Source organism: Paraburkholderia sp. TE9906 (assembly GCF_056279605.1).
In genome coordinates, this window is record NZ_JBWCCT010000004.1 from 679773 (window position 1) to 686481 (window position 6709).

General features: G+C 62.2%; 6 protein-coding genes and 1 tRNA gene. 4 read left to right on the top strand and 3 right to left on the bottom strand.

Annotated features, from left to right (window positions below; all coding sequences use genetic code 11):
• Positions 1 to 14 precede the first annotated feature (14 nt).
• Both ACZ9H4_RS14065 and ACZ9H4_RS14070 read left to right on the top strand, forming a co-directional pair.
• Positions 15 to 749: a pentapeptide repeat-containing protein gene (locus tag ACZ9H4_RS14065; protein ID WP_476119288.1), complete on the top strand. Its 735-nt coding sequence runs from the start codon at positions 15 to 17 to the stop codon at positions 747 to 749.
• A gap of 539 nt (positions 750 to 1288) precedes the next feature.
• A complete protein-coding gene (locus ACZ9H4_RS14070; protein ID WP_408146248.1) occupies positions 1289 to 1543 on the top strand; it encodes a hypothetical protein in 255 nt (84 codons plus the stop codon).
• Between the two features lie 35 nt (positions 1544 to 1578).
• Here the strand turns inward: ACZ9H4_RS14070 and ACZ9H4_RS14075 are convergent, their stop codons facing one another.
• The 3 genes from ACZ9H4_RS14075 to ACZ9H4_RS14085 all read right to left on the bottom strand — a co-directional run bounded on the left by ACZ9H4_RS14075 (position 1579) and on the right by ACZ9H4_RS14085 (position 3981).
• Positions 1579 to 1905, bottom strand: a complete 327-nt coding sequence (locus tag ACZ9H4_RS14075) for a hypothetical protein (RefSeq protein ID WP_408146250.1) — start codon at positions 1903 to 1905, stop codon at positions 1579 to 1581.
• Between the two features lie 201 nt (positions 1906 to 2106).
• Positions 2107 to 2817, bottom strand: a complete 711-nt coding sequence (locus tag ACZ9H4_RS14080; RefSeq protein WP_408155090.1) for a peptidoglycan DD-metalloendopeptidase family protein — start codon at positions 2815 to 2817, stop codon at positions 2107 to 2109.
• Positions 2818 to 3072: 255 nt separating this feature from the next.
• The gene (locus ACZ9H4_RS14085) at positions 3073 to 3981 is read right to left on the bottom strand and encodes an aldose epimerase family protein (protein ID WP_476119289.1); all 909 of its coding nucleotides are present in this window, start codon (positions 3979 to 3981) and stop codon (positions 3073 to 3075) included.
• A 626-nt stretch (positions 3982 to 4607) separates the two neighbouring features.
• On the opposite strand from ACZ9H4_RS14085, the gene ACZ9H4_RS14090 reads away from it, so the two are divergent.
• Together ACZ9H4_RS14090 and ACZ9H4_RS14095 are read left to right on the top strand one after the other, a co-directional pair.
• Positions 4608 to 5438, top strand: coding sequence for an undecaprenyl-diphosphate phosphatase (locus ACZ9H4_RS14090; protein ID WP_408155086.1), 831 nt, complete (start codon positions 4608 to 4610; stop codon positions 5436 to 5438).
• Between the two features lie 312 nt (positions 5439 to 5750).
• Positions 5751 to 5827, top strand: a tRNA-Arg gene (locus ACZ9H4_RS14095).
• Positions 5828 to 6709 lie beyond the last annotated feature (882 nt).

The following is a 6709-nucleotide window of genomic DNA, read 5'->3' on the forward strand; positions in this document are numbered from 1 at the left end:
GATTCTGAACCTTCATGTCACTGGATTCAACGACGCCCGCCGCGGGCGCGCAAAGCGGCGCCGTGAGCGACGCCACGCTCACCCGCGCCGACGTGGAGCGCCTGCTTGCCGCGCGCCCCGCCGACACCGGCCACCCCGTGCCGCTTCACTTCACCGATTGCGATTTCGAGGGTGCCGATCTGTCGCGACTCGATCTGCGCGGTGCGGAATTTCATCGCTGCACGATCGCGGAGACTTCGTTTTTCGGCGCGGCGCTCTCGCATACCCGTTGGGTCCGTTGCCGTGGGCGTGAGGCGGATTTCGGCTCGGCCGATCTGGTCGACGCCGCGTTTCAGTCGAGCGATCTGAACAACACCGGCTGGCGGCGCGCGAAGCTCGCGTCGGCGTCGTTTCGCGGCTGCAAGCTGACCGGCGCGAATTTCGAGGCTTGCACGGCGTTGGGCTTGAGCTTTGCCGAAACCCTGCTGGTGGGCGCGCATCTGCGCGGCCTGTCGTTTCGCAAGGCGACGCTGCAGCAACTCGATTTTTCCGACGCCGACCTCGCCGGCGTCGATTTCCGCGAGGCGGTTTTCGATGGCGGCAGCCTGAAGGATGCTCATCTGAAGGGCGCACGTTTCGACGGAGCGGACCTGCGCGAGGCGGATCTCAGCGGCATGCGGCTCGTCGATGCCGCCCTTTTCAAAGGCGCGACGATTTCACATCAGCAGGCCGCGGTGCTCGTCACCGAACTGGGCTTGCGAGTGATGTGAGTTCCGGTTTTGGTCCGGCCGGATTCGGTGATCCGGCCACGCCAAACGATTGCGTGCCGGTATTCGTCATTTGAATGACTAAATCAGAAGGCCGTTTGAATTGAGATCGAAATTGGTCGGTTGATTTGATACTATTGTTATTCCGCTATCCGCGAATTTTCTCGAGAACAAATAAAACGGTTAATTCGGAAGTGATTATTCGTTAATCCATGGGTTTGGTGCGTTGGCGCACCAAGATTACGCAAATCGTTAAGCGTCGGTTTAAGGCTGAACTGGTTAGTTAAAATCGGCCAGTGGCCTTTCATCAGGCCATTGGCGCGAATTTTTCCAGAGCCTTGTTTTGTGCGGTTCGCGGCAGTATTTAGTGTTTCGGCGCGCGGCTTCGATTATGTCAGCCGTCGAAGCGTGCGGCGGTTTTAGCCGGTTTAATCCCGACAATTTCTGTTCCCGGCGCGCGGATTCCGTACGCCGCGTCACATTGATTGCGAAATTAATCCATTGCGCTTGTAAATGGGGGTTGTTACATTTCGTTCTGGCGCATGGTGAACCGGTCCTTTGCCGATATGCGCCGAACCCCCGTTAGCCCGGCCTCGTGCCGGGCTTTTTTTCTCAGCAGACCGGCACGGGTCACGGCGGATTCATACGCGCAATGGATCATTAAAGATTATCTTTTCATTGCGCCGGCCATGACCTGGTTGATCATTTTTCTCGGCGTCTGGCCGATCGCGCTTAGCATGCTGTTTCGCTTTGCCGCGCGTATCGATCCACGCTCCGGGCGCTGGCGCCGCCGCTAACTCGGGGCGCGGCAGTTCGTATGCCGCTGCCGCTTTTATTGCTTGCAGCGAACCACCATCGACCGGTTCTTCACGTTCGCGCCGAAAATGCCGCCGACCGAGCCGCCCGAGGTCGCCCCGTTGTCGACATCTTTCGACACAACGTCGTAGCCATAATTGCCACAGACTTCGCCCGCCTGCTTGTAGCACTCGGCCCAGCTGGAGCTCGCGTCGCTGCCGCTGCAGTTGATGGCGAAGCCGGTGTCGCCGCTCGGCAGGTAAGTCATGGTGGTGGTGCTGGAGCAGCCGCCGAGGCTGCCCAACGTCAGCAGGCCGAGACCGACCGCTGCGGCCGTCACGACGGACGCCAATGCGCTCTTCATTGCAGATTCCTTACAGATAACGGAGAAAGACGCGGCGCGAGGCCGGGCCTTTCTGGATTGAGCGCTTTATAGCACGCCAGGTTCCCACGCTCCTGCGGCAGGGCGCATACCCGGCGCGGCACGGGCGTGCGGAACAGCTGCCCACACGAACATCGAAGCACGCGGCTGGGACGCTGAATACGCGTGGCGCTTCGCATGCGTTCAGCGCGGCGGCAACGCCTGCGACGGGTCGATCGAACGGCCCTGATAGCGCAGCTCGAAATGCAGCATCACACGGTCGGTATCGGTGTCGCCCATCTCGGCGATTTTCTGGCCGCGCTTGACCGATTCGCCTTCCTTGACGAGCAGCACGCGGTTGTGCGCGTAGGCGGTCAGGTACTCAGAATCGTGTTTGAGGATCAGCAGATTGCCATAACCGCGCAAGCCGTTGCCCGCATACACCACCGTACCGGACGCCGCGGCGACCACGGGCGTACCCGCTGCCGCCGAGATGTCGATGCCCTTCGAATTGGCGCCGTTAAAGCGCCGTATCACCGCGCCGTCGGCCGGCCACACCAGCGAGATCGTCGACGCCGGGGCGGCGGCCGGCGCGCTTTCCGCCGGCGCGGGGCGCGGCGCCGCCGACGCGCTGCCATTGCCGCTGCTGCGCACCGCACCGCTCGTCGATGCCGCGCCGCCCGGCGGTGCGACGCGCAGCACCTGGCCGACCTCGATGCTGTCCGGATTGGTCAGGTTGTTCCAGCGTGCGATGCTTTGCACCGACTGCCGGTTACTGCGCGCGATCCTGGACAGCGTATCGCCCCGTTCGACCCGATAAAAACCTGGCCCCACCGGCGCCGACCCGCACGCGGCGAGCACTGCCAGCAACGACGCGCAGGCGAGTCGTTTCATCATTCTTGTTGTTCCCAGCATTGGACCTCGCAAAGCGCTGCCGCGCGCCGATCCCGATCACGTGGCAGGTAGATGCAAAGCGTCCGATTCTAACGGTTTTGCACTGCAGCATCCAAAAACGGGACGGCAGGGCGAAGTTGCGAGGTACGCCACGCGGCGCGCAATGCCGCGCGGGGCGGCCAGCCCGGCCGCGAAGACCATCGGCAGAGGTTTGCGAAAACATCGTCAAGGCCGGTGCAGAAAGTCGCTGCAAAAGCCTCGGCGAGGTCCCGGCTCTCAAGCCGTCTTTTCGACGCTGATGCGCAGCGCCGCCGTCTCGGTTTGTCCCGGTTCGAGCCAGCGCAATCCCATACCGTTGTGGATCGCGTCCGGCAGACCCAGCCACGGTTCCACACAGTAGAAATCCGACTCGGCGGCTTCGGTCCATGTCGTGACCGCGTACCAGGGCACGGAGCCCGGCCGTTGCAGATCGATCGTGACGACCCGTTCGAGGCCCGGCGCGACGAGCCGCACCGGCCGATCCGGCGCGCCGACGAGGCAATGGAAGCGATCGTGGATGCGCGCTTCGTCGAGCGTGTAGCGTGCTTCGCCCGGCTCGGCGGCGCTGATCGAGCCGTCGGCCTGCTGGTGGCGCCGCTCGGTGCGCGGCAGCTCGATCGTGGTTGTACCGCGCTGCGCGTGCGGCAGCGTGAAGTAGAAGTGATGACCGGCGTAGTAGGGCAGGCGCGCGTCGCCGGTATTGGTGGTAGTGAACGTGACGTCCAGCGTGCGCGCATCGACGAGGCTATACGCCGCCTCGAAACGGAAGCCGAACGGATAGCCGCCGCGGGTCGCTGCGCTGTCGCGCAGGACGAGGCGCAGACCGGCGCCATGCACGTCGGCGTGCGCTTCGAACGGAAGGTCGCGGGCGAAACCGTGCATCGGCAGCTCGCGCACGGTGCCGTTGGCGTCGCGCCAGAAGCCGATCTCGCCATCGACGCGATGCCGGCCGAGAAACGGAAAGAGCAGCGGATTGCCGCCGCGAATCCGCGCCGGCTGGCTCCAGTCGGCGTGCTCGGGCCAATGGATCACCTCTTCGCCATCGATCGTCCATGACAGCAGACGACCGCCGGCTTGCGGTGAAAAGCGGAGCACAGAGGCGTCCTGGGCGATCTCGAGAATGTCCTGTTGCGGGGAAAGCGGCATGGTCGATGAGCTGGTGAGTGAGGGTTGAGGGAGGTGCGAAGGGCGCGCGGGCATATTTCGCTGCGGCCCACGCCGTGGGCGTCCGGCACCACGCGAGAGAAGGATTTTGCTCTGCTTTGCGCTACGGGGAAACCCTTCTGGGGAAATTGCGGGTGTCGGAAAAAGGCGATCCCTAACGATAATTCGTCTGACTGCCCGGTACTCCGGCTACCGGGCGAGATCGGCTCAGGAGGCGTTATGGATCTCGCAATGGCAATGGGTTTGGCTTTGTTCGGCATGTTCGCGGCAAGCACTTTCTATTTCTTTCACAAGCTCGAACGCTGATTGCGGCATTGTTCTGCGCGTAGCCGGCCGCTCAGCTCGGACCTCGCGCGGGACCTGATTCAGGCCCTCTCTTGAGGGCATCACTCTCTGCGATGAACCTGGGGCCGCTTTCGGCAGCCCGTTTCTTTGCCGCGGCGTAACAATGGTTTCCAGTTGTGACGCAGCGCATCAATATTTCCCCGAATGTGACTCGGACGCTTGGCGCTGACATTCCAGCCAGGCATAATCGGTGCGATTTTGTTCGCCCGATTTCCCTTTCGCGGCGTGCATTTACCTCACATTTTCCTTACAAGGACCGCCGCGTGAACCTGTCGTTTCTGATTTTTCTGAGCGTGCTGCAGGGCGTCACCGAACTGTTCCCGGTGAGTAGCCTCGGCCATACGCTGCTCGTGCCCGCACTGTTCGGCATCCATATCGACAAGCATGCGCCGCAGTTGCTGCCGTTCCTCGTCGCGCTGCACCTCGGCACCGCGTTCGCCCTGCTGTGGTATTTCCGCAAGCGCTGGTGCGCGCTGGTGCGCGGCTTCTTCGCGTCGTTCGGCGGCCGCCGTAACGACGACGCGCACATGATGTGGGCGCTGATCATCGGCACGATTCCGGCGGGGCTGGTCGGGCTGCTGCTCGAAAAACGCCTCGAGCGGATTTTTCACGACCTGCGTATCGTCGCGATCGCGCTGATCGTCAACGGCGTGCTGCTGTGGTTCGGGGATCGCCTGCAACGTACGCGCGCGCATCAGTCGCCGGAAAAGCTGACGTTTCGCCAGGCGTTCTTTGTCGGCCTCGCGCAGATCGGCGCGCTGATTCCGGGTTTCTCGCGCAGCGGCCTGACGATGATCGCCGGCAATGCGGCCGGCCTGACCACGGAGAAGGCGGCGGAGTTCTCGTTCCTGCTCGGCACGCCGATTATCTTCGCCGCCGGCGTGCTGGAATTGCCGAAGCTGTTTCATGCACCGGGCCAACTCGCGGACGCGCTGCTGGGTGGCGTGCTGACCGCGATCGCCGCGTATCTCAGCGTGCGTTTCCTGATGCGCTATTTCGAAGGCCGTGGACGCCTGGCGTCGTTCGGCGTGTACTGCGTGATCGCGGGGGTCGTGTTCCTCGGCTGGTTTGCGCTGCATCCGCAACCAGCCTGAACGCATTCGGCGTGGCCGCCGCGCACGCGCGCGCGGGGAGTGATCGGTTATAATCCGGGCCCGGCTCAAGCTGCCGGGCCTGTTTGTTTTGTGAGCGGATGAGTCTTCTGACAGGGGCTTGGCGAGGGTCGTCGGATCGAAGCGGCCCGTAGCGCGTGGCACCGGGTTTCCGGTCGCCGGCCCGGTCAGTTACAATTTCGGTAAGCACGAACCCTGTGGCTTGTGCGAGCACAGGTTCCACGATTCCCGTACGCGGGTTCTCATTGCGGGCGATGCACGTCGTGCGCGGTTGTTGCATCGCCTCACTTCATTACGGCAGTAGCTCAGCTGGATAGAGCATCGGCCTTCTAAGCCGAGGGTGGGGGGTTCGAGTCCCTCCTGCCGTACCAGTCAAATCAAACAGAAAGCCCGGTTTCGATAGCCGGGCTTTTTGCTTTCTGGCGTCCGCGTAAGCGCCGGTGCAAGCGATTTTTCGCGGCTTCTGCCGTTGTTTGCAAAGCGGTAGGAGGTATCGCGACCAGGATTCGCTCAAGCGCAAAGGTGCAACTCCCCGATCGCGGCATTCGAGAACTATGGTCAAGCTAAAGATTGCCGATATCACTCGCGTGGGGGCAGCGTAGTGTCGATGGGCTCAGACGTGATGGGGCCGACATTCCTTGCGCTGATCATGTTGAACGCGATGTTCGCCATTGTGGCGTCATGCCCTGGCAGGCAACGTACCAACCCAACCTTTGTCGATATACGAAGGCCGTTTTGCAAGGCATTGCCGCCATGTTCCGGCCCGCACGCAAAGTCAACTGAATCCGTCCTGAAGCGAGCCGCCGCCTGGCCCCGCTGATGTCTAGGGGGGAATCCCCTGGGACACTGGAAACCGCCCAATTTCTTCGGCGTCCGCGACGCGCTGCCCTTTCCAGTACACGCTTCCCGCTTGCCGGTGCCGATTATTCGTCTTTCGCAAATGGCGCGTTCGCCAGTTCTTCGATACCCGGGTGGGGCTCGTTGCACCTATCTTCGGGGCATCGCCGGATGGGTTCGACAGAGTCTCGCGAACCAAACTGGCGACCCACCATCCTTCGCGACTGAGGTCGCACACAAAAAATCGGAGTTGGACCATGCGCTGACACTTCGGAGAGCGCACTGGTAGCCAATGTCAACGGAGACGGAAATGAATGCAAATGGAGTAGCCCCCTGAAACACCGGACACAGTCTCCCACTTAAAATAACGGGTAGGCATAAGACTGTGTTTTTGACTAACACCAGGCAGGAAATGA

Coding starts and splice junctions, on each gene's coding strand:
- ACZ9H4_RS14080 (WP_408155090.1), bottom strand. CDS start 2,817: ATGCTGGGAACAACAAGAATGATGAAACGACTCGCCTGCGCGTCGTTG.
- ACZ9H4_RS14065 (WP_476119288.1), top strand. CDS start 15: ATGTCACTGGATTCAACGACGCCCGCCGCGGGCGCGCAAAGCGGCGCC.
- ACZ9H4_RS14070 (WP_408146248.1), top strand. CDS start 1,289: ATGGTGAACCGGTCCTTTGCCGATATGCGCCGAACCCCCGTTAGCCCG.
- ACZ9H4_RS14085 (WP_476119289.1), bottom strand. CDS start 3,981: ATGCCGCTTTCCCCGCAACAGGACATTCTCGAGATCGCCCAGGACGCC.
- ACZ9H4_RS14075 (WP_408146250.1), bottom strand. CDS start 1,905: ATGAAGAGCGCATTGGCGTCCGTCGTGACGGCCGCAGCGGTCGGTCTC.